Origin of the sequence: Burkholderia sp. 8Y (assembly GCF_902506145.1) — a bacterium.
GTDB lineage: Bacteria > Pseudomonadota > Gammaproteobacteria > Burkholderiales > Burkholderiaceae > Caballeronia.
In genome coordinates, this window is sequence record NZ_LR733520.1 from 2,050,068 (window position 1) to 2,076,006 (window position 25,939).

Annotated in this window: 21 protein-coding genes and 1 other RNA gene; 14 read left to right on the forward strand and 8 right to left on the reverse strand. The window is 65.4% G+C overall.

The window, feature by feature from the left end:
* The first annotated feature begins 588 nt into the window (after window positions 1-588).
* The 5 genes from ompA (at window position 589) to GV035_RS20225 (ending at window position 6,272) form a co-directional block, all read left to right on the forward strand.
* Window positions 589-1,254 (forward strand): outer membrane protein OmpA, encoded by a 666-nt coding sequence (gene ompA, locus GV035_RS20205; protein WP_159836740.1) that lies wholly within the window; start codon window positions 589-591, stop codon window positions 1,252-1,254.
* 199 nt (window positions 1,255-1,453) lie between these two features.
* Window positions 1,454-2,152 carry a bifunctional 2-polyprenyl-6-hydroxyphenol methylase/3-demethylubiquinol 3-O-methyltransferase UbiG gene (gene ubiG / locus GV035_RS20210; RefSeq protein ID WP_159836741.1) on the forward strand — a complete coding sequence of 233 codons (699 nt, stop codon included), beginning with the start codon at window positions 1,454-1,456 and terminating at the stop codon, window positions 2,150-2,152.
* A 4-nt stretch (window positions 2,153-2,156) separates the two neighbouring features.
* Window positions 2,157-2,921, forward strand: coding sequence for a phosphoglycolate phosphatase (gene gph / locus GV035_RS20215; protein WP_159836742.1), 765 nt, complete (start codon window positions 2,157-2,159; stop codon window positions 2,919-2,921).
* 79 nt (window positions 2,922-3,000) lie between these two features.
* Window positions 3,001-3,358: a transfer-messenger RNA gene (ssrA, locus tag GV035_RS20220) on the forward strand.
* A gap of 499 nt (window positions 3,359-3,857) precedes the next feature.
* A complete protein-coding gene (locus tag GV035_RS20225) occupies window positions 3,858-6,272 on the forward strand; it encodes an FG-GAP repeat domain-containing protein (RefSeq protein WP_159836743.1) in 2,415 nt (804 codons plus the stop codon).
* Between the two features lie 246 nt (window positions 6,273-6,518).
* On the opposite strand, the gene GV035_RS20230 is transcribed toward GV035_RS20225, so the two are convergent.
* A complete protein-coding gene (locus GV035_RS20230; protein WP_159836744.1) occupies window positions 6,519-7,595 on the reverse strand; it encodes a glycosyltransferase family 4 protein in 1,077 nt (358 codons plus the stop codon).
* Between GV035_RS20230 and GV035_RS20235 the strand changes: the two genes are divergently transcribed.
* A complete protein-coding gene (locus tag GV035_RS20235; protein WP_159836745.1) occupies window positions 7,594-7,830 on the forward strand; it encodes a hypothetical protein in 237 nt (78 codons plus the stop codon). The genes GV035_RS20230 and GV035_RS20235 overlap by 2 nt on opposite strands.
* Before the next feature lie 161 nt (window positions 7,831-7,991).
* Here GV035_RS20235 and GV035_RS20240 read toward each other — a convergent pair whose 3' ends face one another.
* Together GV035_RS20240 and GV035_RS20245 are read right to left on the reverse strand one after the other, a co-directional pair.
* Entirely contained in the window at window positions 7,992-8,261 is a 270-nt protein-coding gene (locus GV035_RS20240; protein WP_159836746.1) for a hypothetical protein, read from the reverse strand.
* 149 nt (window positions 8,262-8,410) lie between these two features.
* The gene (locus GV035_RS20245) at window positions 8,411-9,481 is read right to left on the reverse strand and encodes a substrate-binding domain-containing protein (protein WP_159836747.1); all 1,071 of its coding nucleotides are present in this window, start codon (window positions 9,479-9,481) and stop codon (window positions 8,411-8,413) included.
* 126 nt (window positions 9,482-9,607) lie between these two features.
* Between GV035_RS20245 and GV035_RS20250 the strand changes: the two genes are divergently transcribed.
* From GV035_RS20250 to GV035_RS20265, 4 genes are read left to right on the forward strand one after another with little or no spacing between them, the layout of a single operon-like run.
* The gene (locus GV035_RS20250) at window positions 9,608-10,093 is read left to right on the forward strand and encodes an NAD(P)H-dependent oxidoreductase subunit E (protein ID WP_159836748.1); all 486 of its coding nucleotides are present in this window, start codon (window positions 9,608-9,610) and stop codon (window positions 10,091-10,093) included.
* Window positions 10,090-11,646, forward strand: a complete 1,557-nt coding sequence (locus GV035_RS20255; protein WP_159836749.1) for a formate dehydrogenase beta subunit — start codon at window positions 10,090-10,092, stop codon at window positions 11,644-11,646. The genes GV035_RS20250 and GV035_RS20255 overlap by 4 nt, the downstream gene beginning before the upstream one ends.
* A gap of 19 nt (window positions 11,647-11,665) precedes the next feature.
* Window positions 11,666-14,593: a formate dehydrogenase subunit alpha gene (gene fdhF / locus GV035_RS20260; protein ID WP_159836750.1), complete on the forward strand. Its 2,928-nt coding sequence runs from the start codon at window positions 11,666-11,668 to the stop codon at window positions 14,591-14,593.
* Window positions 14,594-14,596: 3 nt separating this feature from the next.
* Window positions 14,597-14,842 (forward strand): formate dehydrogenase subunit delta, encoded by a 246-nt coding sequence (locus tag GV035_RS20265; RefSeq protein ID WP_159836751.1) that lies wholly within the window; start codon window positions 14,597-14,599, stop codon window positions 14,840-14,842.
* A gap of 78 nt (window positions 14,843-14,920) precedes the next feature.
* Here the strand turns inward: GV035_RS20265 and GV035_RS20270 are convergent, their stop codons facing one another.
* The 3 genes from GV035_RS20270 to GV035_RS20280 all read right to left on the reverse strand — a co-directional run bounded on the left by GV035_RS20270 (window position 14,921) and on the right by GV035_RS20280 (window position 18,098).
* On the reverse strand, window positions 14,921-16,654 hold the full coding sequence (locus tag GV035_RS20270; protein WP_159836752.1) for an FAD-dependent monooxygenase: 1,734 nt from the start codon (window positions 16,652-16,654) through the stop codon (window positions 14,921-14,923).
* 85 nt (window positions 16,655-16,739) lie between these two features.
* On the reverse strand, window positions 16,740-17,726 hold the full coding sequence (locus GV035_RS20275; protein ID WP_159836753.1) for a cation diffusion facilitator family transporter: 987 nt from the start codon (window positions 17,724-17,726) through the stop codon (window positions 16,740-16,742).
* Window positions 17,727-17,756: 30 nt separating this feature from the next.
* On the reverse strand, window positions 17,757-18,098 hold the full coding sequence (locus tag GV035_RS20280) for an ArsR/SmtB family transcription factor (RefSeq protein WP_159836754.1): 342 nt from the start codon (window positions 18,096-18,098) through the stop codon (window positions 17,757-17,759).
* A 126-nt stretch (window positions 18,099-18,224) separates the two neighbouring features.
* Here GV035_RS20280 and GV035_RS20285 point away from each other — a divergent pair, with 126 nt between their 5' ends.
* Complete coding sequence (locus GV035_RS20285) at window positions 18,225-20,075, forward strand: tetratricopeptide repeat protein (protein ID WP_159836755.1); 1,851 nt, start codon at window positions 18,225-18,227, stop codon at window positions 20,073-20,075.
* Between the two features lie 193 nt (window positions 20,076-20,268).
* Here GV035_RS20285 and GV035_RS20290 read toward each other — a convergent pair whose 3' ends face one another.
* Window positions 20,269-21,564 carry an MFS transporter gene (locus GV035_RS20290; protein WP_159836756.1) on the reverse strand — a complete coding sequence of 432 codons (1,296 nt, stop codon included), beginning with the start codon at window positions 21,562-21,564 and terminating at the stop codon, window positions 20,269-20,271.
* A gap of 188 nt (window positions 21,565-21,752) precedes the next feature.
* Between GV035_RS20290 and GV035_RS20295 the strand changes: the two genes are divergently transcribed.
* The 3 genes from GV035_RS20295 to GV035_RS20305 all read left to right on the forward strand — a co-directional run bounded on the left by GV035_RS20295 (window position 21,753) and on the right by GV035_RS20305 (window position 24,358).
* A complete protein-coding gene (locus GV035_RS20295) occupies window positions 21,753-22,271 on the forward strand; it encodes a GNAT family N-acetyltransferase (protein WP_159836757.1) in 519 nt (172 codons plus the stop codon).
* Window positions 22,272-22,495: 224 nt separating this feature from the next.
* The gene (locus tag GV035_RS20300; protein ID WP_159836758.1) at window positions 22,496-23,605 is read left to right on the forward strand and encodes a hypothetical protein; all 1,110 of its coding nucleotides are present in this window, start codon (window positions 22,496-22,498) and stop codon (window positions 23,603-23,605) included.
* 48 nt (window positions 23,606-23,653) lie between these two features.
* The gene (locus GV035_RS20305; RefSeq protein ID WP_159836759.1) at window positions 23,654-24,358 is read left to right on the forward strand and encodes a DUF2968 domain-containing protein; all 705 of its coding nucleotides are present in this window, start codon (window positions 23,654-23,656) and stop codon (window positions 24,356-24,358) included.
* A gap of 72 nt (window positions 24,359-24,430) precedes the next feature.
* Here the strand turns inward: GV035_RS20305 and GV035_RS20310 are convergent, their stop codons facing one another.
* Window positions 24,431-25,840 carry a gamma-glutamyl-gamma-aminobutyrate hydrolase family protein gene (locus tag GV035_RS20310; RefSeq protein WP_159838095.1) on the reverse strand — a complete coding sequence of 470 codons (1,410 nt, stop codon included), beginning with the start codon at window positions 25,838-25,840 and terminating at the stop codon, window positions 24,431-24,433.
* Window positions 25,841-25,939: the final 99 nt, after the last annotated feature.

The following is a 25,939-nucleotide window of genomic DNA, read 5'->3' on the forward strand; positions in this document are numbered from 1 at the left end:
GCGACTTGCGCCGGCCAGGCGCGTAGCCGGCGTACGCTGCGGCGCTGCGAACGCAGCGCATCGCGAGATTCTACCACGCAGCACCTTCGCGCCCGCCGTGATGCGTATACATAGTGTTGGTGTGGGAGAAAGGCTTTCTTCGGACGTCTTCCATCACCGAGCGCGTTGTACCAATTACTTACAAAAACTGGGGAACGATTTCAGTCAAATGGTCATCGAGGCGGGCTATCATGCCGCCTCAATGCTTCGCGGATGAGCGAGGCAGCGGCGGTGGAAATACGCAGGAAACGGCGTTCAGGCACGCGATATGCGCACGTTCGGCGCCTTCCGGGCCCGCGACCGCCTCCTGTCCCTTTCTTGTTGCGGACGCACCACATAAGGTTGCGGGCGAACTCGGTGCGGGGATATTTTTATCGTTGCAAGGGAACGATATGGCAAAATGCCAACGCACAAAGTTAGACACTGCTCGAAGTCTATACAAAGCGTTTTGTTCCGCAGGGGAATGTTATACTTCGAGCAATGTATGACTTGTCTTCGTCTACAGGCTCGCAGTAAACCTGCGGTAATCTCAATTTCGAGAGGAGAAATATGAATAAACTTTCAAAGCTCGCGTTCATTGCAGCTACCGCAGTTATGGCTGCATCGGCCTCGGCGCAATCGGTGCCGGCCTCGCGACAAGCCGTCAATGACAACTGGGTGAATGGCACGGGCGAGTATGTGTGGATGAACGGCACGAACGAACTGTGCTGGCGCGACGCATTCTGGACGCCGGCTACGGCCAACGCGAAGTGCGACGGTGCACTGGTCGCGCAAGCCCCGGCTCCGGCAGTTGCTCCGCCGCCGCCGCCCGCACCGGCTATCACCAGCCAGAAGGTCACGTACCAGGCCGACGCCCTGTTCGACTTCGATAAGGCAGTCCTGAAGCCGGCCGGCAAGACCGCGCTGGACGATCTCGCTTCGAAGATCGGCGCACTGAACCTGGAAGTCGTGGTTGCAACGGGTTACACCGACCGCATCGGTTCGGACAAGTACAACGATCGTCTGTCGCTGCGCCGTGCGCAAGCTGTCAAGGCGTACCTGGTCAGCAAGGGCATCGAAGCCAACCGTATCTACACGGAAGGCAAGGGCAAGCGCGACCCGGTCACGAAGGGTTCCTGCACGCAGAAGAACCGCAAGCAACTCATCGCCTGCCTCGCACCGGATCGTCGCGTGGAAGTCGAAGTTGTCGGCACGACGCGTCAGCCGCAACAGTAAGTTCTGCCGGCTTGCCGCAGAATCGAACCCCCGCCTCGGCGGGGGTTTTTTTATGCCCGCGCCGGCGGCAATCACGCAGTTTCTTGCCGAATGCCGCCCTGAAGCGCGCCGTGCGTTTTGCCGGTCCTGATGAGCGCCTATATACTCGGTCCTAATCGATTCACGGTCCACGATTCACGATTTAGCCAAGGTCTTCCTCATGACGAATGTCGATCCCCACGAACTGCAGAAATTCAGCGATCTCGCGCATCGCTGGTGGGACCCGAACGCCGAGTTCAAGCCGCTGCACGAGCTCAACCCGGTGCGGCTCGACTGGATCGATACGCACGCGCATCTGATGGGCAAGCGCGTCCTGGACATCGGTTGCGGCGGCGGCATTCTCTCCGAATCCATGGCCACGCGCGGCGCGACGGTCAAAGGCATCGACTTGTCGTCGAATGCGCTCGGCGTCGCGGACCTGCACAGTCTGGAGAGCGGCGTCGAAGTGGCGTACGAGGAAATTTCGGCCGAGGCGCTCGCGGCGCGCGAGCCCGGCACCTATGACGTCGTGACCTGCATGGAGATGCTGGAGCACGTGCCGAATCCGGCAGGCACCGTGGCCGCGTGCGCCGCGCTCGTCAAACCGGGCGGCTGGGTGTTCTTCTCCACGCTGAACCGCAACGCCAAGGCGTATCTCTTTGCCGTCATCGGCGCCGAGTACATCGCGCGCATGCTGCCGCGCGGCACCCACGACTACGCCCGCTTCATCAAGCCCTCGGAACTCGCGACCTTCGCCCGCACGGCGTCGCTGTTACCTGTCGATATCAAGGGCATCACCTACCGGCCGATTTCGCAGCACTTCGGCCTTTCCACCGACACGAGCATCAACTACATGATGGCTTGCCGCCGGGAAGCGTGACGCCATGAATCCGGAAGAGCAAAACGAAACGGGCATCGCCCAAACGAAACCCCTGCCCGACGATCCCACGCCGCAGCCGCAACGCGCCGCCGAGGGGCGCTCGCTCGGACTCTGCCAGGCGGTGCTGTTCGATCTGGACGGCACTATCGCCGATACCGCGCCCGATCTCGTGGCCGCGGTGAACAAGATGCGCCACGACCGCGGGCTGGAGATGCGTCCGCTCGAGGCGCTGCGGCCGTACGCGTCGGCTGGTGCGCGCGGGCTCTTGGGCGGCGCGTTCGAGATCGGACCGGAGCACCACGAGTTCCCGTCGATGCGCGAGGAGTTTCTCGCGAATTACGAGGCCGATCTCTGCATCGAAACGACGCTCTTTCCGGGCATCACGGAATTGCTGGATCAACTCGATGCGCGCGGCGTGCGCTGGGGCATCGTCACGAACAAGGTGACGCGGCTCGCCGCGCCGCTCGTCGGACTGCTGGGGCTCGATACGCGCGCCGGCTGCCTCGTGTGCGGCGACACGACGCCGCATTCGAAGCCGCATCCTGCGCCGCTGTTGCACGCGGCCGAGTTGCTCGACGTCGCGCCGGAGCGCATCGTCTACGTCGGCGACGATCTGCGCGACGTGCAGGCCGGCTTCGCCGCCGGCATGATCACGGTCGCGGCGGCGTACGGCTATTGTGGCGACGACATTCCGCCGCATCGCTGGCACGCGGATCACGTCGTCGAATCACCCGAGGAACTGCAGGTTCTGCTACGCGAGATCGCGTGATGTCGCTAGGCAGTGCGGCTCTTGAAAACGCCTCGGTTCGCGCCATAGTGTGTTTCGTGGGATAATCGCAGTTCCGCTTGGGGGCGACCTGGTTTCGACAGGGGTTGTGAAGCGGTCAGGGCATACCGAGGACCCGTCACCTCGTTAATCAATGGGAAAAACGTAACTGCAAACGACGATACGTTCGCACTGGCAGCCTAAGGGCCGCCGTCCTCTCACTAATTCGCTGACGGGTTAGGGTAGCAATACCGCGAGAGGTCATATACGTCAGATAAGTCTTGGTGGTGTCACGACGCCAAGGTCGAAAACTTAGTGAATCGCCGTAACGCAGCGTGTTCGTCCGCGTCGTTGCGGTTAAATCAAATGACAGAACTAAGTATGTAGAACTGGTCGTAGAACGCGTCTGGACGCGGGTTCGATTCCCGCCGCCTCCACCACCCCGCTTCAAGAACCCGCGACGGCGCAAGCTTCGCGGGTTTTTTATTTAGCAAGAGCGGCGCTCGTACCGCGACGAACGACCAAAAAAAGCCCCGCGCGAGGCGGGGCAAACATCCTTGAGAGACATAGCTGCGGCAGAGACAACGCGAGCTACGGGCGACAGAATAGAGGCCGGGGCGCGCGGTTCGTATCGGAGGCGTCCGAATATATTGCTGAACGTCAGGCATCGGTCGGTCTAGACAATTAGGAGCGAGATTTGGTCCGCTGACAAATCCGATTCTTCGCCTGACGCAGCGGCTGCAACGTCCTCACGCTTCACGCTTCTTTGCGAGCGAGAAGTGATTTCGAGTATTTTGCCTCCACGGTCGGCGAGGCTCGGCTTCGCCCGAGCCCGCAAACGCATCCGTCATACATGTTCGCTCGGCAACCGACCGCACCGGTCCTCGCGCGGCAATCTTCTGCTTTATCCTGTGAACCGGCTCGCGTTGCGGGAAAAGCATGCATAGAAGAAGCGGCATCAACACGTTCCGAACGGGATGGCTCGCGCTCGCGTGGGCCATCCTCGCCCTGCTCATTCCGATTCACGCTCGCGCGGCCACCGCGCCCGCATCCGCCGATTGCCACGCCGGCACGCTCATCACCGTGGTCGCGCATCTCGATGACGATCTGCTCTTCGTCAATCCCGGCATCAGCGACAAGCTCGACGCCGGCTGGTGCATCACCACCGTCCACCTGATCGGCGGCGCGAACGGCGCCAAGTTCGACTACGTGCTGCTGCGCGAGACCGGGACCAAACTCGCGTACGCGCGCATGGCGGGCGTGCCGGACCGATGGCAGGAATCGACGGTCATGCTGGCCGGCAAGCCGGTGCACCAGCTCGTGCTTGCCGGACAGCCGCGCGTGAAACTGCTCGAACTGCGCCTTCCGGGCGGCGGCGTGCGGGGCGGCAAGGTTCCGCTCGGGCTGCTATGGGATCGCGGCCAGACGGTAACGACGTATCCGCTGCAAGCCGACGGCACCGGCGCGACCATCTACGATCGCGCCTCGCTATCCGCCACGCTGCGCTCGATTCTCTCCCAAGCCACCGCGATCTACACGCTGAATCCCGACACGGTCGCGTTCATGGAGCATCCCGATCACATCTACGCCGCGCGCATCACGCGCGTGGTCGCGCAGAGCCTGAAGCGCAATCTGCCGATCGGCTATCACGTCACCTACCCGACCGGCGGCCTGCCGAAGAATCTCGACGCCGAAGAGACGCTGCGCAAGCGCGATGTCGTCGGCAGCTACTTCTCCGTCGATGGCGACGACGCCGGCCACGTCTTCGGCGAATACATGTGGGACGGCAACTGGGTCGCGCGCCGCTACTGGAGCAGCGCGCACGCGAACGACGCCGGCCCGGACTTCCAGTTGCGCCCGTTCCAGCTCGTCAACGAATATTCGAGCCGATGCCTGCAATCCGGCGGCGCGGGCCAGCCGCCACGCCTCGACGCGTGCTCGGGCGAGGCATCGCAGAACTGGTTCTGGCAGCAGTTGCCCGCGACGCCCGGCGAGAAGAACGACGCGCTTCTCGTCAACGCAAGCACGCACGCGTGCATCGCGGAGCGGGACTCGGGGCTCGTCGAGGAAGCGTGCAACGCGAAGAGCGCGGCGCAGCACTGGACGCCGTGGGATTTCGGCTTCGTGTACACGCCGCTCAATCATTGCCTGGGCGAGAAGAACGGTGCCGTCACCGCCGGGCGATGTTCGCTTCTGACGGCGGAATATCGCTGGTCGCCGACGCCGCGGACCGTGTGGACCGATACCCGGCAGGAAGGCGCGCTCTACGGCGACGTGCGCGGCGCGGGCCGCGACAGCACCGTGTACGTGCAGCGGCGCAAGGACGGGCCCGGCTTCAACGTCTGGGTGGCGGAAATGTCGCGTCTGGATCAGGCCGCGCCGTGGTATCTCAACGCCGTGCCGTTCGATCCGCAGGCGAGCGTGCCGACCTGCGAGGCGAATACGCTCTGCTTCGACAGCGCGCGCTTTTTGCTCGGCGATTTCGACGGCGACCACCACGCGGATCTGATGGTCGTCACGCCGCGCCACGGCGGCACCGCCTTCTGGCTCCTGAAGAGCGAGGGCACGCGCTTCGACGCGCCGCACCTGTGGTTCCAGACGAGTGCCGAGTGGACGCCCGCCCGCGCGCAGCAATACGTCGCGGGCGACTTCAACGGCGACGGCCGCGCCGACGTGATGATCGCGCAGCAGCGCAAGGACGCCGGACTGGACCTCTGGGTGCTCGCATCGAACGGCGCGACGGGCAGCGCGCCCGCGCTCTGGCTGAACGCGCCCGCGCTGTCCGCCAGCGCCCGCTTCGTGGCTGCGCGCGTGGCGGGTTCCGAGCACGCGGGACTGATCGCGATGGAAAACGTCGACGGCACCCTCGCGCTGTCGCAGATGGCGAGCACGGGGAACGCGTTCGAGGCGAGCTATCGCACGAACATTTACCCCGAGCTTCGGGCCGCGTTCGTGAAAGTCGCAGCGGGCGATATCGACGGCGACGGCATCGACGATCTCGCGGTGCTCGCGCCGCGCGCCGATTCGGCCAGCACGCGCGTCTTCACAATCAAGGGCGGCAAGGTCTTCGGCCCCGCCGTGGAAACCGCGACGCTGCCCGGCACGTCCTACGCCGATTCGATGCCCGCACTGATCCGCCGCGACGAGCACGATAATCACGCGACGCTGATCCTGTTCCGGCGCGCGAACGCGATTCTCAAGGAGTTCTATTACACGGGCGGCGCGCCGAGCCTGTCCGGCTATGACGTCGATACGTCGTTCAGGCTGGGGCCAGTGCAGATTTGGGGCGATTTGCCCGGCTTGTACTCGGAATCGCTGTGGCTGAAGACGCTCGCTTATTGGGGCGGTAAGTAGAAACGCGCCGCCCTGTTACTGCGGGCGGCGCGCGCTTTCTCGATAGACAACGCTTTACAGGCAGCGTGCCGAGCTTGTTCGCGCAAGAACGTCGATACGTCGTTCAAGCCAACCGCGTCATGGGGCGATCGACCCGGCCTGTATTCGGATTCGCTCTGGCTCAAAACCCTCGCTTACTGAAGCAGCAAACAAAAAACGCGCCGCCCGTTACCCCAGGCGGCGCGTGTTCTACCAACGCCTTCCCCCTCAGCCCAGACCCACGCGCAGACCGAGCACGTCGCGCGCAATCGCGAGATATCGGTCAGCCGTGCTTTGCAGCGTCAGACCTTGCAGCGGGCGCGTGGCGCGCGGCTGCGAGAGCGCATCGAGGAGCGCGCGGCCGTAGGCGGCAGTATCGCTGGTATCGAGCAGTTGCACGCCCGGAAAGCCGCCCGCGAACGCGAAAGACGCAATGGCATTGCCCACCACCGGAATGCCCGACGCAAGCGCCTCCAGAAAGCCGATACTGTGCGCTTCGAAGCTGGACGGCATCGCGAAAACGGTCGATGCGCGCAGAATCTGTGCGACGTTCTGCTGCGGTCCCTGAATCGACACGCGATCCTTGAGCCCCAGTTGCGCGACGCGCTCGACCACCGCCGCGTGATAGTCGAGATTCTCGACGACGCCGCACAGCAACAGCCGCGCATCGCGATCGGCGCGCGCCACATGCGCGAACGCGTCGACCGTCTGCAACTGGTTCTTCTCGGGAATATAGCGGCCCACCTGCACGATCTGCCTGTGCGCGACGGGCAGCCCCGGCGCGGCATCGTCGGCGAAGCGCGAGACATCGACGCCGTTCGGCACCACGATCATCGACGGATGCAGGCCGATTTCCTTCACGTACTCGTCGATATTTTTCTGCGACACGCCGATCACTGCCTTCGCCCGACTGGACAGCAGCCGCTCCGCGCGCATCAGCGCCGCATTGGCAAAGTCGTTCGCGCCGGAGTGCATGACCCAGACGATCGGCACGCGCGTCGGCAACGCACGCACGTAGAGCGCGGGAATGGTCGCGTGCGCGAAGATGATGTCGGGCTTGAACGCCCGGATCGCGCGATGCAAAAACAGCAGACGGCCCAGCTTCGTCGGACTCTTCGCCGGGAAAACGCACGAAACGCCGTGCGCGCGCAACTCGGCGCTGATATGCCTGAAATCGTCGTGCTCGGGCATCAGCGAGGCGATCGAGACGCTGTGTCCCGCGCGCTGATGACCGATCGCGACGCCCTTGGCGAGAACTTCCGCCCCCGACAGGCGAGGCGCCAGTATGACCTGGAGAATTCGCATGGTTGCAGTCCCTCGGTGGACCGAAGTGCGTTCGAGGCCACGTCTTGCCTCAAGGGCGCGTGGCGTCCGCCGCCGCCTGCCGCGCAATGTTCCGCGCTACCGGGGCACCGGCACACTTCCTGTTTTTATGGTTATTGAGTTCGGAAAAATAACGGCCGTGCGCATCGAACTGTCGATCGATGACACGCCGATCAAGGTACTCCTCGCCTCGCATGGGACGTCGGCCATCTCGTAGTGTTTTTCGGTCGCTGCGGAGTTCGTTGCCCGCGGTATGCGGCGGCGCGCACACGGCGGCGGACAATCGGACCGGAGACAGGCGGAAAGGGAAAGGCTGGCTGGCGGCGCGCGTTGCACGCGCCGCCCTAATCGTGAGGCAACGTGAGGCTACGTCGGGCTTTAGTTGCTGCCGTCTTTCGGGCACTTCAGATTGCAGCCGTCCGGGTCGCCGTTGTCGCCCCGGCGGCGCATCGCGGACGTGCCGCGCTGATACTTGTCCGACGGTGCCGACGCGGCAAACGGCATCTGCGGATGCTCGTTGATCCGGAAATTGTCCTGCAGCACGCCGCCGGGAATGCCGGGCGAATTCTGCGCGAAGGCGGCGGGAGCGAGATAAACGGCGCCGGCGACGAGCGCGGCAGACAAGGAAGCAAGCAACGTGAATTTCATGGCGATTTTCGCGCGGCGAAGGCGCGTCTGGAACGAAAAGGAACGCTGAAACGAAATACCGAAGCCGCTAGGTTAACGCAATTCGCGGAGCCGGGCGGTTTCGGCGGGAGCGGTTCGTCTTACCGTCCGTTTCCCAGGTCGCTGCGACATCAGCCGTGAAGCCCTTCGTCGACCTCGACGAGCGCCCCGCAGCGTTGCGGATCGTAGCCGCCCAGGTGCGCCACGCTGTCGTTGAACGCGGCGCTGCGCAGCACGCCGAGCACGCTGACGAGCCGTGCTTCGTCGAGCCGGGCGCGTTCGCAGGCGAAGAAGTAATCCTCGTCGATGATCGGAATGAAATCGAGCCCGAAGTGCTGCGCGGCAGGCTTCACGCCGAAGCCCAGATCGGCCATGCCGCTCGCGACGAACGCGGCGATCGCCGAATGGGTGAGTTCCGTGGATGCGTAACCGTTGATCTGGTCCGGATCGACGCCCACGCCGCGCAGCGACAGATCGAGCAGCATGCGCGTGCCCGAGCCGGGCTGCCGGTTCACGAAGCGCACGTCGCCGCGCGCCAGATCGCGCAGACCGGTGATGTGTTTCGGATTGCCCTTCGGCAGAAAAAGACCCTGCGTGCGCCGCGTGAGCCGAATCAGCTGGTGCTTTCTCGGGTCCAGATACGGCCGGTAGATTTCCGCGCACGTCGACCGGAATTCGCCGATCGGCAGGTGAAAGCCCGCGAGTTCGCATTCGCTGCGCGCGAGCGCCCTCACCGCTTCCGCGCTCTCGCGGTACTTGATGTCCACCGGCACACGCCGTTCGCCAAGCGCGCGCACGAGCGTCGCCACCGCGTAGCCGTGCGATGCGTGAATGCGCAGATCCGAGATCTCGCCTGCGAGCCGGCGGTTCAGTTCGTCGGCGACATCGGCGGCGACCGCTTGCAGCGGCGCTTCGAGGCGATCGCCGCACAGGCGCTGCGCGCGCAATACGGACTCGCCGAGTTCCGACAGCACCGAGCCGCGCCCGCGCGATTTCGTGATGAGCGCGCCGCCGAGCCGCGCCTCGATTTCACGCAGCAAGCCCCACGCGTGGCGATAGGACAAACCCTTAGCACTCGCGGCGTTCGCGATGCTGCCCGTCTGCGCGACGAGTTGCAGAAGCGGCACAACCGCGCTGAGACTGGTTTCCCGGCCATCGGCGTCCCGCAGAAGCAGTTCGGCGCGGCATTCGATGTCCACCATATGTATTGTCCTTTCCTATTGCCAAGATATATCACGACGCCTATTGTTCTTTCACGGGCTCGGCACCCCGATTATATGACTGAAATATGCACGGATAAAACATATGCAGAGCCTCGGAGGAGCCCCATGACACAACCGCAGCTGTCCGCCGCAGCAGCCGACGAACTCGTACGCCGCCACGCCGTGCAAGGCGCGACGTTGATGACGATCCTGCACGCAATTCAGGACGAAACCGGCTTCGTGCCGGCCGAAGTCGTCGCGCCCCTTGCCCGCGCGCTGTCGCTCTCGCGCGCCGAGGTTCACGGCACGATCACCTACTACCATCACTTCCGCTCCGCGCCGCCAGCACGCGTGACCGTGCAGCTCTGCCGGGCGGAAGCGTGCCGCAGCATGGGCACCGAGGCGCTGAAGGATCACATCGAAGGCCACACGGGCTGCCGTTTCGATAGCGGCCACGCCGAAGACACGGAACTGGAATCCGTGTATTGCCTCGGCCAGTGCGCGCTCTCGCCCGCCATGACGATCAACGGCGAGATCCACGCGAAAGTGACGCCGCAGAAATTCGATCGCCTGTACGACGCGGCCAGCCAAAGTAGCGAGGTGACGGCATGACGCGCATCTACGTTCCCTGCGACTCGTCGGCGCTCGCGCTCGGAGCCGATCGCATCGCGAAAGCCATCGCCAGCGAAGCAGAGCAACGCGGCATCGACGTGCAGATCGTGCGTAACGGCTCGCGCGGACTTCTGTATCTGGAACCGCTCGTCGAAGTGGAGACGGCGCAAGGGCGCATCGGCTACGCGAACGTCGAGGAAGACGAAATCGCCGCGCTTTTCGATGCCGGCTTGCACGAAGGCGGCGCGCACGCGAAAAACGTCGGCGTGGTCGACGACATTCCGTATCTGAAGAAGCAGCAGCGTCTGACGTTCGCGCGCATCGGCATCACGGACCCGCTTTCCATCGACGATTACGTGTCGCTCGGCGGCCTGCAGGGTCTGCGCAACGTGCTGGAGATGAACGGCGACGCCGTCTGCGAGGCGCTCGTCGATTCGGGCCTGCGCGGGCGCGGCGGCGCGGCGTTTCCGGCCGGCATCAAGTGGAAGACGGTGCGCGCGGCGCTCGCCGACCAGAAGTACATCGTCTGCAACGCGGACGAAGGCGACTCAGGCACGTTCTCCGACCGGCTCGTGATGGAAAGCGATCCGTACATGCTGATCGAAGGCATGATCATCGCGGGCGTCGCGACGGGCGCAACAGAAGGCTACATCTACGTACGCAGCGAATATCCGCATTCGATCGCGACGCTCAATCGCGCGATCGACAACGCACGCGATGCCGGATGGCTCGGCGCGAGCGTGCTCGGCACGTCGCACGCATTCGAGCTTTACGTGGCCAAGGGCGCGGGCTCGTACGTCTGCGGCGAGGAAACGGCGCTGCTCGAATCGCTCGAAGGCAAACGCGGCATCGTGCGCGCGAAGCCGCCGGTGCCTGCGCTCACCGGGCTGTACGGCAAGCCGACCGTCATCAACAACGTCATCACGCTCGCGACCGTGCCCATCATCTTTGCGAAGGGCGCGGCGTTCTATCGCGATTACGGCATGGGTCGCTCGCGCGGCACGCTGCCGTTCCAGCTTGCGGGCAACGTGAAGCAAGGCGGGCTCGTCGAACTCGCGTTCGGCGTGACGCTGCGCGAACTCATCCGCGATTTCGGCGACGGCACGGCGAGCGGCCGGCCGGCGCGGGCGGTGCAAGTGGGCGGCCCGCTCGGCACGTATCTGCCGGAAAGCCAGTGGGACATTCCGCTCGATTACGAAGAGTATGCGAAGGTCGGCGCGGTGGTCGGCCACGGCGGGCTCGTGATTCACGACGACACGTCGAATCTCGCCGAACTCGCGCAGTACGCGATGCACTTCTGCGCGATCGAATCGTGCGGCAAGTGCACGCCCTGCCGCATCGGTTCGACGCGCGGCGAGGAAGTCATCGCGAAGATCCGCGAGGGCGATACGTCGGTCAAGCAGATCACGCTGCTGCGCGAGCTTTGCGACACGATGATCGGCGGCTCGCTCTGCGCGATGGGCGGCATGACGCCGTTCCCGGTGCTCTCCGCGCTCGACCATTTCCCCGAAGACTTCGGGCTGCCCCGCACGCCAGCCCGGAAAGCCGCATAAAAGTACGGAGACACAGAACATGTCCAACACGAACAACGGCTGCGGCTCGGGCAACTGCGCGTGCAAGAGCGCGGCATCGGTGCAGCGCGGCGATCCCTTCGACCAGACCGACTACGGCACGCCGCTGCGCCACGCCGACATCGACGTGACGCTCGACATCGACGGCCAGTCGGTCACGGTGCCCGCAGGCACGTCCGTGATGCGCGCCGCGATCGAAGCGGGCGTCAACGTGCCGAAGCTCTGCGCCACCGACTCACTGGAGCCGTGGGGCTCGTGCCGCCTGTGCCTCGTCGAGATCGAAGGCAAGCGCGGCTATCCCGCGTCCTGCACGACGCCTGTCGAAGCGGGCATGAAAGTGCGGACGCAAAGCGACAAGCTGCAATTGCTGCGCCGAAACGTGATGGAGCTTTACATCTCCGATCACCCGCTCGATTGCCTCACCTGCCCCGCCAACGGCGACTGCGAATTGCAGGACATGGCGGGCGTCGTCGGCCTGCGCGAAGTGCGCTACGGCTACGAAGGTGCAAACCATCTGAAGGACAAGAAGGACGAGTCGAACCCGTACTTCACCTACGATCCGTCGAAGTGCATCGTCTGTAACCGCTGCGTGCGCGCGTGCGAGGAAACGCAAGGCACGTTCGCGCTGACCATCGCCGGTCGCGGTTTCGAATCGCGCGTGGCGGCAAGCGAAAACGTGCCGTTCATGGAATCGGAATGCGTGTCGTGCGGCGCGTGCGTCGCCGCGTGTCCGACCGCGACGCTTCAGGAAAAGAGCGTCATCATGCTCGGCCAGGCGGAGCATTCTGTCTTGACGACGTGCGCGTATTGCGGCGTCGGCTGCTCGCTGAAAGCAGAGATGAAGGGCAGCACCGTCGTTCGCATGACGCCGAACAAGAACGGCCAGGCGAACGAAGGCCACGCGTGCGTGAAAGGCCGCTTCGCGTGGGGCTATGCGACGCATAAGGACCGCATCACCAAGCCGATGATCCGCGCGAAGATCACCGATCCGTGGCGCGAAGTGTCGTGGGACGAAGCGATCAACTACGCGGCGAGCGAATTCCGCCGCATTCAGGACAAGTACGGGCGCGATTCCATCGGCGGGATCACGTCGTCGCGCTGCACGAACGAAGAGACGTATCTCGTGCAGAAGCTCGTGCGCGCCGCGTTCGGCAACAACAACGTCGATACCTGCGCGCGCGTCTGCCATTCGCCGACCGGCTACGGCCTCAAAGCGACGCTCGGCGAGTCCGCCGGCACGCAGACGTTCGCGTCCATCGAAAAGTCGGACGTGATCGTGGTGATGGGCGCGAATCCGACCGACGGCCACCCGGTCTTTGCCTCGCGTCTGAAGCGCCGCGTGCGCGAAGGCGCGACGCTGATCGTGATCGATCCGCGCCGCATCGATATCGTCGATACGCCGCACGTGAAGGCATCGCATCATCTGGCGCTGCGGCCGGGAACGAACGTCGCGATGGTCAATGCGCTCGCGCACGTGATCGTCACCGAAGGATTGCTCGACGAAGCGTTCATCGAGCAACGCTGCGAGGCGCGCGCGTTCCAGCAATGGCGCGATTTCGTGGCGCTCGACGAGAATTCGCCGGAGGCGACGGAAGCCGTCACGGGCGTGTCCGCGCAGCAAGTGCGCGAGGCCGCGCGCATCTACGCGACGGGCGGCAATGCCGCGATTTACTACGGGCTCGGCGTGACCGAGCACGCGCAAGGCTCGACGGCGGTCATGGGCATCGCGAATCTGGCGATGGCGACGGCCAACGTGGGCCGCGAAGGCGTCGGCGTGAATCCGCTGCGCGGCCAGAACAACGTGCAGGGCTCGTGCGACATGGGCTCGTTCCCGCACGAGTTGCCGGGTTATCGCCACATCGGCGACGCCGCGACGCGCGCGCTTTTCGAAGAAGCGTGGAACGTGACGCTGCAACCGGAGCCCGGCCTGCGCATCCCGAACATGTTCGATGCCGCCACGCACGGCACTTTCATGGGGCTGTATTGCCAGGGCGAGGACATCGTTCAGTCGGACCCGAACACGCAGCACGTCGCGGGCGCGTTGTCGGCCATGGAATGCATCGTCGTGCAGGACATCTTCCTGAACGAGACCGCCAAGTACGCGCACGTGCTGCTGCCGGGCTCGACCTTCCTCGAAAAGGACGGCACCTTCACCAACGCCGAGCGCCGCATTTCGCGCGTGCGCAAGGTGATGCCGCCGCTCGCGGGCTACTCCGACTGGGAAGTGACCATCCTGCTCTCGCGCGCGCTCGGCTACGAGATGAACTACACGCATCCGTCCGAAATCATGGACGAGATCGCGCGTCTCACGCCGACCTTCCACGGCGTCTCGTACGAGAAGCTCGATGAAATGGGCAGCATCCAGTGGCCGTGCAACGAGAAGGCGCCCGACGGCACGCCGACGATGCACATCGACGAATTCGTGCGCGGCAAGGGACGCTTCGTCATCACGAAGTTCGTGCCGACGCCGGAGAAAGTCACGCGCAAGTACCCGCTGCTGCTGACGACCGGGCGCATTCTGTCGCAGTACAACGTCGGCGCGCAGACGCGGCGCACCGAGAATTCGCGCTGGCACGAAGAGGACCGCCTGGAGATTCACCCGCACGACGCCGAGGACCGCGGCATCAAGACGGGCGACTGGGTTGGCATCGAGTCGCGCGCCGGGCAAACGGTGCTGCGCGCGAAGATCACCGACCGCATGCAGCCGGGCGTCGTCTATACGACGTTCCACTTCCCCGAATCGGGCGCGAACGTCATCACGACGGACTCGTCCGACTGGGCGACGAATTGTCCCGAGTACAAGGTCACGGCGGTGCAGGTCTTGCCGGTGGAGCAGCCGTCGCAATGGCAGAAGGACTACTCGCGCTTCAGCACGCAGCAGCTCGAATTGCTCAACATGCGCAATCTGGCGACAACTTCGGGGAAATGACACATGGATGTGGATACCCTGATCGACATGGCGAACCGCATCGGCCAGTTTTTCGATTCGATGCCGGATCACGCCGAAGCCGTCGATGGCGTGGCGGACCACATCCGCCGCTTCTGGGAGCCGCGCATGCGGATTGCTATCCTGACGGCGCTGGACAACCCGGAAGCATGCGCCTCGATGGAGCCGATACTTCACGAGGCGCTCACGCTGCACAAGGCGGATCTTCAGCCGAAGGTGGCGACGGCCTGATTCCGGATTTCGAGGATTCTCGGGCTCTCTGTAGTGCCCATTGCGCCCCGGCAACATCGGGGCGTTTTCTTTTTCGCTTCACGCTTCCGGGTACGCGCCTGGGATACGCTGACCGCCGTCCGCGCGCTCGGCGCCGAACCACGTTTCGCAATGGCGCAGGAGCGCCTGAGTGTCGGCCGGCACGCGCCCGCGCGCCGCGATATAGCCGTCCGGCCGCACGAGATAGAACGCGGGGCGCGTAAGGCCGTAGTTGTCCGTGAGCGATTGCGCGTCGTCGCCGCTCGTATCGGTGATGCGCCAGATACGCACCGCGTCCGGCAGGATCGCTTCGATGGACTGCACGAGGCCGTCCAGATTGCTGTCGCGCATCGCGTGCGCGACGGTGAGGGTCGCCGGCGCGAGCGCGATGTCGTCCTCGCCGGTCGGATTGACGAGCAGGAACAGCGAGAAGCAGCCGGGATCGTGCAGGTCGTAGAGACAGCCGACGCCCGGCAAGCGCCCGAGCGGACCGTCGACCACATGCACGCGCGCATCGGGCGCGCGTTCGCCCGCACGCGGCCCGCCGTCGAGCGCCCGTTCGAGCGTGAGCGGGCTTTTGCGATAGTTGATCGACAGTTCGCTCACGGTGCGGCGCATCGCGTCGCGCAGCGGTCCGATGGCCGCGAGCGCCGGCATCACGTGTTCGCGCATCAGCTTCATCGGGCCGTGTCCGGCTTCGGCCATCTGCGTGAGCATGCTGGTTTGGCGCAGCACGTCGCGTTCGATCGGATGCCGCTCCGCGTGGTAAGTGTCCAGAAGACGCTCGGACGCGCCGCCCGCGAGCATTCGCGCGATCTTCCAGCCGAGATTGAACGCCTCCTGAATACCCGTGTTCATGCCCTGCGCGCCGGCGGGGCTGTGCACGTGCGCGGCATCGCCCGCGAGGAAAATGCGCTGCACGCGCAGGCGCTCCGCCATGCGGCTATTCACGCGAAAATACGACGACCACGACAGATCCGACAGCTTCACGCGATGATGCACACGCCGCTCGACGAGCGCGCGGCATTCGTCGATGTCGGGCCCGGTCTTCTGCGCGCCGGGGTCGGGAGCCGGCTCGTGCATCGCGAGGTCGCCGATGAGACGGGCGCGGCCGCCGCCCATCGGGAAAAGCGCGGCGAGCCCTTCGTTCGACGCGAAGATGTGGAACTCGTCGTCGGGCCAGTCGCAATCCGCCTGAAGATCAGCGAGCAGGAACGTCTGATCGAAGCTCTTGCCTTCGAAGCCGATACCGAGCCTGTGCCGCACGATACTATGCGCGCCGTCCGCCGCGATCATGTACGACGGGCGCAGCGTTTCGTCGCGTCCGCCGGGATGCCGCAGCGTCGCCAGAATGCCCGCCGAGCCCTGCGCGAAATCGGTCAGCGCGACGCCGCGCTCGACCTTCACGCCCGATTCGGCGAGATGCCCGGCGAGCAGCCGCTCGGTGTCGGATTGCGGCAGAAAGAGCAGATACGGGTAGCGCGTCTGCAACGGGTCGAAGTCGAGCCGCGCAAGGCGCTGGCCGTTGGAATACAGATTCGCGACGCGCGAGCGGTGCCCCAGTTCGAGAAACGGCTCGACCGTGCGATGCTGCTCGAACAGTTCGAGCGTGCGGGCCTGAATGCCGATAGCGCGCGAATACGGCGACGGCTGCGGCGCCTGTTCGATGAGGCGCACGGGTATGTGGGCGCGCGACAGGCTCATGGCGGCGGCGAGGCCGGTCGGGCCAGCGCCGACGATCAGCACCGGCGCAACATCGAGCGTGTCGTTCGGGGTCGGCTTGCGCGTGAACATGCACGGAATCTCCGGCAGGTTTAGCGGGTCTTTGTCTTCGGCTAGTGTACGCCGGGTTGCCTGCGGCGGTCCGCGCGCCGACAGTTCAACGCTGCTGCAAGACGCACTCGCAAGCGCCGTCCGTGACGTCTACCTGCACGGTGGCGTGATGCATCGCGTGGTCGCGCCGCAGCGTGGCCACGACGCCCTGCATGAAGGCATCGCCCGGATGGCCTTGCGGCATGACGAGGTGCACCGTCAGCGCGTTCTCGGTCGTCGAGAGCGCCCAGACGTGCAGATCGTGTACCCCGCGCACGCCCGGCAACCCGGACAGATAGCCCTGAATGCGCGACGTGTCGACGCCGGGCGGCACGGCGGCGAGCGCGAGACGCATCGCGTCGCGGCCGAGACCCCAGGTGCCGTAGAGAATGACCGCCACCACGATGATGCTCATCACCGGATCGAGCCAGTTCCAGCCCGTGTAGAGGATCGCGAGCCCGCTCACCGCGACGGCGGCGGAGATCGCGGCATCGGCGGCCATGTGTATGAACGCGCCGCGCACGTTCAGATCTTCCTTGCTGCCGCGCATGAAGATCCAGGCGGAAAAGCCGTTCACGACGAGGCCCACCATCGCGACGATGAACACGTCGAGCCCCGCCACGGGCGCCGGATTCAGCAGGCGCTGGATGGCTTCGAGGATGATGGCGCCGCACGCGAGCAGCAGCAGCGCGGCATTGGCGAGCGAAGCCAGAATCGACGAGCTGCCAAGCCCGAAGGTGTAGCGCGCGTTCGGCCGGCGCGTGCCGAGCCACACCGCGGCCCACGCGAGCAGGAGACCGAGCACGTCGGAGAGATTGTGGCCGGCGTCGGCGAGCAGCGCGGTCGAATGCGCGAGCAGCCCGTAGACCGCCTGCACGACCACGATTATCACGTTCAGCCCGACCGCGAGCGCAAACGTGCGCCCCTGCCCCGCCTGCGGCGCGTGGTGATGATGATGCCCGCCCGGCCCGTGGCTGTGGCCTTCGTGGGCGGCGTGATCGTGGTGGTCGTGATGATCGTGGTAGTCGTGTTCGGGGTGCGTGTGCGTGCTCATGCTCATGGCTTGACCGTGGTGGAGTCGGTGTCAGTTGATGTCGGTCGCGTCGGCGTGCGGCTCGGCAACGTGCTCCAGCAGTTCCGCCAACATGCCGCTGATATGCCGGTCCGCGGCCACGTAGAACACCTGCTTGCCCTGCCGCTCGGCCCGCACGATCCGCGCCGCGCGCAACAGGCGCAAATGGTGGCTCACGAGCGATCCCGACAGCCCGAGCGACTCGGCAATGGAGCCGACCGCGCGCTTCTGCTCGACGCACGCCAGCACGATGCGCAGCCGCGTCGGATCGCCGAGCAGACGGAACAGGTCGGCAAGCGGCACCACGCGGTCATCGGATGTCGCGGCGCCGGAGGACGAAGGAGAGGAAGCCACGGAGGTTCATCAACATATGAATAGGTGTTCATATGTTAGTTACCATCGTCGCAACATGTCAACAGAAGAATCGGGAGCGGCGCTTTGCAGTGTGGGAAAATGCGGGGTTTGCAAAAATTCTCCGTCATGGACACCGTATTCGCCCGCGGTTTCGCGGCCCATCGTGACGGCCGCCTGACCGAAGCGGAGCGCGACTATCAAGCCGCGCTCGCCGCTGAACCCTCCCACGTCGAAGCGTTGCATTACCTCGGCGTGCTGCGCCATCAGCAGGGGCAGCACGAAGAAGCCGCGGCGCTCGTCGCTCGCGCCGTCGATCTGCGCCCGACGGACGCCGCCTTGCAATTGAACCTCGGCAACGCGCTGAAGGCGCTCGGGCGTCTGGACGACGCGATCGAACGCTTTCGCAACGCGCTCACGCTCGCGCCGGGTTTTCCGCTCGCGCAGTACAACCTCGGCAACGCGTATACGGCGATGGGCCGCCACGAAGACGCCGCCGATGCCTTCGAGAAGGCGCTGCGCCTTCAGCCGAACGACGCCGCCGCCTGGAACAACTTCGGCAACGCGCTGGCTTCGCTGTCGCGTCACGACGACGCCGCGCGCGCCTTTCGCCGCGCGCTTTCGCTGCGGCCCCGTCACGCGGGCGCGCACAACAATCTCGGCATGGCGCTGAACGCGCTCGGCGATCCGCTCGGCGCGATCGCGCATTTTCGGGCGGCCATCGACGCCGAGCCGGATTACGTCGCCGCGCATTTCAACCTCGGCAATCTGCTCGACGCGCGCGGGCGTCCGGAAGAAGCCCTGCCCGCGCTACGGAAGACGGTGGATGTACAGCCGCGTTTCGCGCCGGGACATTTCGGGCTCGGACACGCGCTCGCCAAGCTGAACCGCCACGACGAGGCCGTGCAGTGCTACGAACGCGCGGTCGGGCTCGATCCGAAATACGCGGTCGCGTGGCTGTGTCTCGGCAATTCGCATCTTGCGCTCGCCGCGCACGCCGCCGCCATCCGCGCGTTCGATCAGGCGTTGCGGCTCGATCCCGAGATGCCCGCTGCGCACTTGAACCGGGGTCTCGCGCTGCTCGCCACTGGCGACTACGAACGCGGTCTGCCGGAATACGAGTGGCGTCTGAAGACCCCCGGCAGCGAGAGCGCGCCGCCGCTGCCGCGCTGGACTGGCGAGCCGCTTTCCGGCCGCACGCTGCTCGTGCGCACGGAGCAAGGTTTCGGCGACACGCTGCAGTTCGTGCGCTTCGCGGCGTTCGCGGCGAAGCGCGTCGGCAAGCTCGTACTCGAAGTGCAGCCGGCGCTCACGCCGCTCCTGGCACCGGCCGCGCGTGCGGCGCGCATCGAACTGAGAAGCCGTGGCGACGAACCCGCGACCCACGCCGATGCCTTCTGCCCGCTGCTGAGCCTGCCGCTCGCGCTCGGCCTGACCTCGCTCGACGCCATTCCCGCGCGCACGCCTTATCTCGTCGTGCCGGCCGATTACCGCCGCAAATGGCGCGGCTCGCTCGGCGGTCAGGCGAAACGCAAGATCGGCATCGCGTGGTCCGGGCGGTTGCAGCCGGGCGAGACGCGCTCCGCGCCCGTCGAGGCGCTCGCGCCGCTCTTCGCGCTGGACGGCATCGACTGGATCGTGCTCCAGCCGTTTCTCACCGAGGACGAACGCGCGGTGCTTCTTGCGCATCCGCGAGCCCGGTCGATTCATCGCTTCGAGGGACGGCTCGACAACTTCGCGGATACCGGCGCGATCGTCGACCGGCTCGATGCAGTTGTCTCGGTCGATACTTCGGTCGCGCACCTCGCGGGTGCGCTCGGCAAGCCGGCGTGGGTGATGCTGCCGTTCGCCGCCGATTGGCGCTGGGGCGTCGATGAAAAGCGCAGCGCGTGGTATCCGAACGCGACTCTCGTGCGGCAGCGCGCGCCGGGCGACTGGGATGGCGTGGTCGCGGAAGTCGTTGGGGCGTTGGGCGGTTGAGGTTGGGCGATTGACGTTACGCGGCTGACGCTCCGACTGACGTTGCGCGGCTGGCGTACGCGTCCGACGTTACGCGGCTGGCATTGCTCGGCTAACGTCGCCCAGTTGATTCCATCGCTGCAAAGACAAACGCCTCGCGTTTAACTGACGCGAGGCGTTTCCACATCCGCTTTCGGTGCAGGCGGCGACCGACTCAGGCCGTCTTGTACTGATTCCGCGCTTCCGACGAGCGATACAGCACGAGCGTCGCGATCAGCCCGCACACGGCGGCGAGTCCCATCCACAGACCCGGCGCGGCCTTGTTGCCGGTCGCGTGAATCAGATACGTTGAGATCGCGGGCGTGAAGCCGCCGATGGTCGTCGCGAGGCTGTAGGCCATCGAGAAGCCGGTGGTGCGCACATCGACCGGCATGACTTCGGTGAGCGCCACGACCATCGCGCCGTTATAGCTGCCGTACAGGAACGAAAGCCACAGTTCGACCATCAAGAGGCGCGCGAACGACGGCTCCGCGACCAGCCACTGCACCGCCGGATACGACGTCAGAATCGTCGCGATGGTGAAGAACAGCAACACCGGACGACGGCCGATACGGTCGGACAGCGCGCCCATCACCGGCAGCCACACGAGATTCGAGAGACCGACGCACACGGTGACGACTAGCGCATCGATGGAGGACAGCTTCAGCACTTCCTTGCCGAAGGTCGGCGTGTACGCGGTGATCATGTAGAACGACACCGTCGTCATGATGACCATGCCCATGCCGGCGATGACCACCGGCCAGTTCTGCGCGATGGAGCGCGCGATCTGGCCCATGCCCGGACGATGCTTTCTCGCAAGAAATTCGTCCGTCTCGCGCAGCGAACGGCGGATGATCACGAGGAACGGCACGATCAGGCAGCCGATCAGGAACGGCACGCGCCAGCCCCACGCGCTCATCTGCTCGGGCGGCAGCGTGCGGTTCATGATCACGCCGATGAGCGCGGCGAACACGACCGCCACCTGCTGACTGCCCGACTGCCAGGAGCAATAGAAGCCTTTGTTGCCCTTGGTCGCGATCTCGGACAGATACACCGAGACGCCGCCCAGTTCGACGCCCGCCGAGAATCCTTGCAGCAGCCGCCCGCCGAGCACGATGATCGGCGCGAGCGCACCGATGGTCGCGTAGCCCGGCACCAGCGCGACGCACGCGGTGCCGATCGCCATCAGCGTCAGCGTGAGAATGAGGCCCTTGCGCCGGCCATGATGGTCGATGTACGCGCCGAGCACGATCGCGCCGACCGGGCGCATCAGGAAGCCCGCACCGAAGACGGACAACGCGAGCATGAGCGAGGCGAAATCGCTGCCGCTCGGGAAGTACGTCTTGGCGATGGCCGAAGCGTAATAGCCATAAACCATGAAGTCGTACATTTCAAGGAAGTTTCCGCTGACGACGCGAAAGACCGTCTTGAACTTCGATTCATTGGCGGGTGCAACGTGGGTCGTGGACATGGACTTTCTCGATTCTTGGCGAGAACCGCGACGTATCGCCGCGAATCCCAATTTCTCAGGGTTGACCCCTTACCTATTTTGTCAAAGCGGGTCTAGCGGAATCTTAACGCCTGCCCGCGATTTGCTGCATGAACGCCGCGCAATTTCCGCGAATTAACATTAACATCGCATTACTTCTATATGACGCTATGCCTACAAATACGAAGCTGACGCTGCGCGAAGCCACCGCCCCCGACACCACGCTGATCGCGTCGATGCATGCCCGAAGCTGGGCGTCGGCGTATCGCGGCATGTTGCCCGACGCGTTTCTCGACCAGACGTTGCCCGGCGAGCGGGCGGCGCACTGGGAGGCGCGCATGAAGGAGATCGTGGCTGGCGCGGGCTGCGTGTTCATCGCCGAGTCGGGCGGTGATCCTGTCGGCTTTGCGTGCGTGGCCGCGCCCGACGAAACCGGCAGCGCGCTCATCGACAATCTTCATGCGTTGCCGGGTTTTCGTGGTTGCGGCGCAGGCAGCGCGATGCTCGATGCCGCCGCCGCGTGGGCGCAAGCGCGCGGCGCGCGTCAGTTGCATCTGTCCGTGCTCGAAGCGAACACGGCGGCGATCGGCTTCTATGAATCGCGCGGCTGGACGCTGTCGGGAAGCGAACCCGACCGGCTGGGCGGCGTCGATGTCGTCTGTCTCCGTTACGTTCGCTCACTTGCTTGACGGGTCGCAATCACAGCCGTCGTCATTCGTCAATCAGCGGTCCTATAAAAATTCGTCTTTCGGAGTAATCCTGTCGCACGGCGCGCGGGCGTTTCGTATGATCGCGGGTCAACTTCGGCTTTGCCGCAAAACGCGTCCGAAGCCCCGTCCATCGCCGGGCGCGACGCACTCCGGGTCTGAACGCGGCCCGGTCCCGCGTGCAGCCCCATGCATCTGGAATCTCCATGACCGAACCTCTGATCGCCATCGAAGGCAAGCTGCGCCTGCCGCCGCTGCGCCCCCTCGCCGATCCGTCGCTGACGTTCGGTCGCGAGTGGTCGGCCGTAAGCACGCGCCCCGTTCGCTCGGACTCCGAAATGCCGATTAGCGCGGCACGTTTCGAAACCGCTTACGTCGAAGCAACGGGTCTGTCGGACGCCCGCTCGCCGTATCGCGCAGCCAGCTTGTGGGGCGTGTTCTCGGAGGATCAGATCCGCCGCAAGATGCTGCAATTGATGCAGTCGGCCGAATCGGCGGCGGCCCCGGCCAAAGACGCGCAAGGCGGCGCGGCTCCTATTTCGATCGCGGTCAGCGCGCCGGCGGTCGGGCAGGACGGTTCGGACCGCCCGGTCCGCGCGGGCGCTGGGCACAAGCCGCTTCGCACGGCCATCGCCCTCGCGTGCGCCGCGTTGATCGCGTGGCTGCTCTTCGGCTACCAACATCGTCCGGCAAGCGAGGAACCAGCGGCGGCGCTGCCTGCGGCGATGGCCGGGACGACGCCTATCGTCGCGCAAGGCGCGTCCGGCGTCGAAGCGAAGGTCGCGGCTGTGGGCGTTCAATCGGAGTCTGTAAGCAGCGAACAATCGGCATCGCTGGCGTCCGCGAAGGTTGCGCGGGATGCATCGCATGTCGGCCCGCAACAAGCCGCAAGCAGCGACCAACCGGCATCGCTGCCGTCGACGAAGGCCGCGCGGACTGCTTCGCGTGTCGATACCACCGCCACGACCGACCGCCTCGCCCCGCAGCCAACCGCGATTAGCCCGACGGTCCGCCATGCCCGCATGAAGCCGCGAAGCGAGACGAGCGTCGCGGAAACGGTCGCGCGGGCAAAAGCCAGTCGCGGACACGCGCATGCACGCGCTCTGGCGTCGGCTGCGCAAGGCAAGCGCGCATCGCACATGGCGGCGTCGCACGGCAGGCAGACGATCGCCCGATACGCCGAGCCGCGCGCCAACACTTCCGCCAGCGCGATGAACGTCGAGGCGCTCTATGCCGTGCTTCAGCACTCGCCGACGCTCGACAGCAACGCCGCGCCGCAACCGACCCACCGTCCGGCCGACGCTCCCTCGAACTAGATCACGACGGCCCGCGCCGCCCGCTAACCTTATCGGCATCACGGCAACATGAAGCACTCACGTTTTATCCGTATCGCGACGCTCGCCGTCGCCCTCTCTGTCGCCGGCGGCTTTGCTGGCATGGATGGCAATGCGTTCGCCGCGCCCGTCGCAAAGCCCGCGCAAGCGGCGTCTGCGCCAGCGCCCGCCGAGGACTTGTCGAACGTGACAGCGGACGGCTCCGCGCCCACCGCCGGCAATCTGGCCGAATTGCAGGATCTCGTGCAGGCGGCAAGCGTCACGGAGCTGCGCTCGACGCGCAACGCGAACTACGGCGCGAAGCTCTATTTCCTGCCGAAAGACATGGTCTACTACATCGCGCTTCAGCAGGAAACGCAGTTGTGGCGCGTCGTCAAAACGCAGGACGAGGGCCGTGCCGAGTCGCTCTATGCGCAATTCGCGCGCAAGAGCTACGAACTCGCGGACGGGGAAATCCGCCGCATGCAGTTGCAGGCGCAGACGGCGCTGCTGGAACGCGTGATTGCGGTTTCGTCCAATCGGGCGAACCGCCTGTCCGCCGATCTCGCGCTCGCGCAGCAGCAGGACTCGCAAGTCTCGGAGCGTCAGCAGAAGCTGCAGGCGGAATCGGCCGCGCTGCAAACGGACAAGCTCGAAGCGGAACGCAAGCTGCACGCGTTGCAGCAGCAAGTCGAGCAGCTTCAGCGCGCGACCGAGGCCGGTCTCGCGCCGGCAACCGCGACGCCCCTTCGCTGATCGCGAATCAAAAGGAACAAGGCCCGCTCGATACAGCGGGCCTTGTGCTTTGCTACCGGTGAAACCGCGCGCCTAAAACCGTGTCTCGCGCGCGACGCGCAGGAACGTGTCGAGCAGCGGCGTGCAATCGAGCAGTTCGTCGCCGCCCGCGCGATGAAACTCCGGGTGCCATTGCACGCCGACCACGAACGGTGCCTTCCGATACCGCACCGCCTCGATGATCCCGTCCGACGACGACACCGCCTCGATGTTCAGATCGCGGCCAAGCGTCCGCACGGCCTGATGGTGGATCGAATTCACGATCGCTTCCCGCTGGTTCGGGAACATGTTCACGAGCGACGAGCCATCGGGAAAGCGAATCGAATGGCGATGCTGGTCGTAGTGCTCGCTGACGTGAACGCCCGCGGTCGGCACGTCGGTGGCGATATCGCCATACAGCGTGCCGCCGAAGGCCACGTTGATGAGCTGACAGCCGCGGCACACGCCGAGCACCGGCTTGCCCGATTCGACGAACTCGTGCAGCAGTTCCAGCTCGTACATGTCGCGCACGCGGTCGCCGGGCCATTCGGGGCGCGTGGTCACTTCCTCGTACGACTGCGGCGAGACGTCCGCGCCGCCTTGCAGCAGCAGACCGTCGAGATGCTTCGCGTAGTCGCGCAGCCGGATATTGCTCGGATGCAGCATGCCTTGATGGCCGACTGTCGGAATCATGAACACGAGCACGTCGCGCGACATGACCCAGTGCGCGATGGATTCCTCCAGATACTGCAGCGTCTTGCCGCGCAAGCCCTTCGCTCCCGGCTCCGGATGGAAGATGCGCGCCGAGACGCCGATGCGCAGCGTGCGTTGCGTGATGCGCTGCCCTGCCCGGTCGAAAATCTGCCGCGCCCGCGCCGCGACGATGCGCCCGAACACCGACCACGCCGAATCGGACGTTTTCAGGTAGGCGGGTTGAGCCGCCGCCGTGTCAGCGGCGGATTGCGGCGGAATGGGCGGCGGATTGAACTTGCCGAAATCCGGCGCGGCGCTGAATTCGGGCGGCAGGCCGACGGCGGGCCGCGAGAGCGCGGCGCTTGCTTCGCCTTCCGCTTCGGCTTCGGCTTCGGCTTCTAAAGCGGCTTCGGCCTGCGTGCTGTGCGCTTCGGCTTCCGTCGCGGCTTCGAGATTCTGCGCGAGGCTGGTCTTTGCGTCGACGCGTTCGACGTGTGCCGGATTTCCCGCGCGCGCCGCGGCTTCCTGCGCGGCGGTCGCGCTCGCGACGTGCGCCCGCGCATCGCGGGCCGTCTGGCGCGCTTCTTCGCGCCGCGCCGCGTTGCGGTCCACAGGTTCCACGGTGGACGCGCTCGAAGGCGCATCCGTCGATGCCCGCACGCTCGCTGTCGCGGCGGCGGATGCGTCCGCGCCTCGTGAAGCCGCCGGCGTGCCGGGCGTTTCGTTGTTGCCGGTGATGCCCGAGTCGTTGGACGTGTTGTTTTCGCTCATCCCGATTTTCGGCGCGACGCGCGCCACTAGGAGAATGGACAAGCTTCGATTATCCGCCCATCGAAGCGGGCGAAGCAAACCAGCACACATTTGCTCACA

Coding starts and splice junctions, on each gene's coding strand:
- gph (WP_159836742.1), top strand. CDS start 2,157: ATGAATCCGGAAGAGCAAAACGAAACGGGCATCGCCCAAACGAAACCC.
- GV035_RS20255 (WP_159836749.1), top strand. CDS start 10,090: ATGACGCGCATCTACGTTCCCTGCGACTCGTCGGCGCTCGCGCTCGGA.
- GV035_RS20305 (WP_159836759.1), top strand. CDS start 23,654: ATGAAGCACTCACGTTTTATCCGTATCGCGACGCTCGCCGTCGCCCTC.
- GV035_RS20230 (WP_159836744.1), bottom strand. CDS start 7,595: ATGCGAATTCTCCAGGTCATACTGGCGCCTCGCCTGTCGGGGGCGGAA.
- GV035_RS20270 (WP_159836752.1), bottom strand. CDS start 16,654: ATGTTCACGCGCAAGCCGACCCCGAACGACACGCTCGATGTTGCGCCG.
- GV035_RS20285 (WP_159836755.1), top strand. CDS start 18,225: ATGGACACCGTATTCGCCCGCGGTTTCGCGGCCCATCGTGACGGCCGC.
- ompA (WP_159836740.1), top strand. CDS start 589: ATGAATAAACTTTCAAAGCTCGCGTTCATTGCAGCTACCGCAGTTATG.
- GV035_RS20250 (WP_159836748.1), top strand. CDS start 9,608: ATGACACAACCGCAGCTGTCCGCCGCAGCAGCCGACGAACTCGTACGC.
- GV035_RS20290 (WP_159836756.1), bottom strand. CDS start 21,564: ATGTCCACGACCCACGTTGCACCCGCCAATGAATCGAAGTTCAAGACG.
- GV035_RS20245 (WP_159836747.1), bottom strand. CDS start 9,481: ATGGTGGACATCGAATGCCGCGCCGAACTGCTTCTGCGGGACGCCGAT.
- ubiG (WP_159836741.1), top strand. CDS start 1,454: ATGACGAATGTCGATCCCCACGAACTGCAGAAATTCAGCGATCTCGCG.
- GV035_RS20310 (WP_159838095.1), bottom strand. CDS start 25,840: ATGAGCGAAAACAACACGTCCAACGACTCGGGCATCACCGGCAACAAC.
- fdhF (WP_159836750.1), top strand. CDS start 11,666: ATGTCCAACACGAACAACGGCTGCGGCTCGGGCAACTGCGCGTGCAAG.
- GV035_RS20275 (WP_159836753.1), bottom strand. CDS start 17,726: ATGAGCACGCACACGCACCCCGAACACGACTACCACGATCATCACGAC.
- GV035_RS20295 (WP_159836757.1), top strand. CDS start 21,753: ATGCCTACAAATACGAAGCTGACGCTGCGCGAAGCCACCGCCCCCGAC.
- GV035_RS20235 (WP_159836745.1), top strand. CDS start 7,594: ATGGTTGCAGTCCCTCGGTGGACCGAAGTGCGTTCGAGGCCACGTCTT.
- GV035_RS20300 (WP_159836758.1), top strand. CDS start 22,496: ATGACCGAACCTCTGATCGCCATCGAAGGCAAGCTGCGCCTGCCGCCG.
- GV035_RS20225 (WP_159836743.1), top strand. CDS start 3,858: ATGCATAGAAGAAGCGGCATCAACACGTTCCGAACGGGATGGCTCGCG.
- GV035_RS20240 (WP_159836746.1), bottom strand. CDS start 8,261: ATGAAATTCACGTTGCTTGCTTCCTTGTCTGCCGCGCTCGTCGCCGGC.
- GV035_RS20265 (WP_159836751.1), top strand. CDS start 14,597: ATGGATGTGGATACCCTGATCGACATGGCGAACCGCATCGGCCAGTTT.